This window comes from Amycolatopsis jejuensis, assembly GCF_000717335.1.
GTDB lineage: Bacteria > Actinomycetota > Actinomycetes > Mycobacteriales > Pseudonocardiaceae > Amycolatopsis > Amycolatopsis jejuensis.
Map to the genome: position 1 here is coordinate 1 of NZ_JNYZ01000127.1, position 221 is coordinate 221.

Consider the following 221-nt stretch of genomic DNA (forward strand, 5'->3'; position numbering starts at 1 on the left):
CACCATCCGCAGCGCGCTCTACCAGCGGGGCAGCGGCCTGCTCGGCAGCGGCCTGTTCAGCACGGACCTGCGCAAGGCGTCGGTCAAGCTGTCCGACGCCCGCGACAGCCTCGACGGCCCCACCGACGACGACCAGGGCGTGATCGACAGCCACGGCACCGCGAACATCGTGCCGGCCGACGCGAACGGCATCGCCTACAGCCGCAGCCCCGGGCAGGTAC

The 221-nt window shown here is 72.4% G+C and carries 1 pseudogene; it reads left to right on the forward strand.

Annotation, left to right across the window (positions count from 1 at the left end):
- A pseudogene (locus tag OO71_RS51160) lies at positions 1–221 on the forward strand (ferritin-like domain-containing protein); the annotation flags it as partial.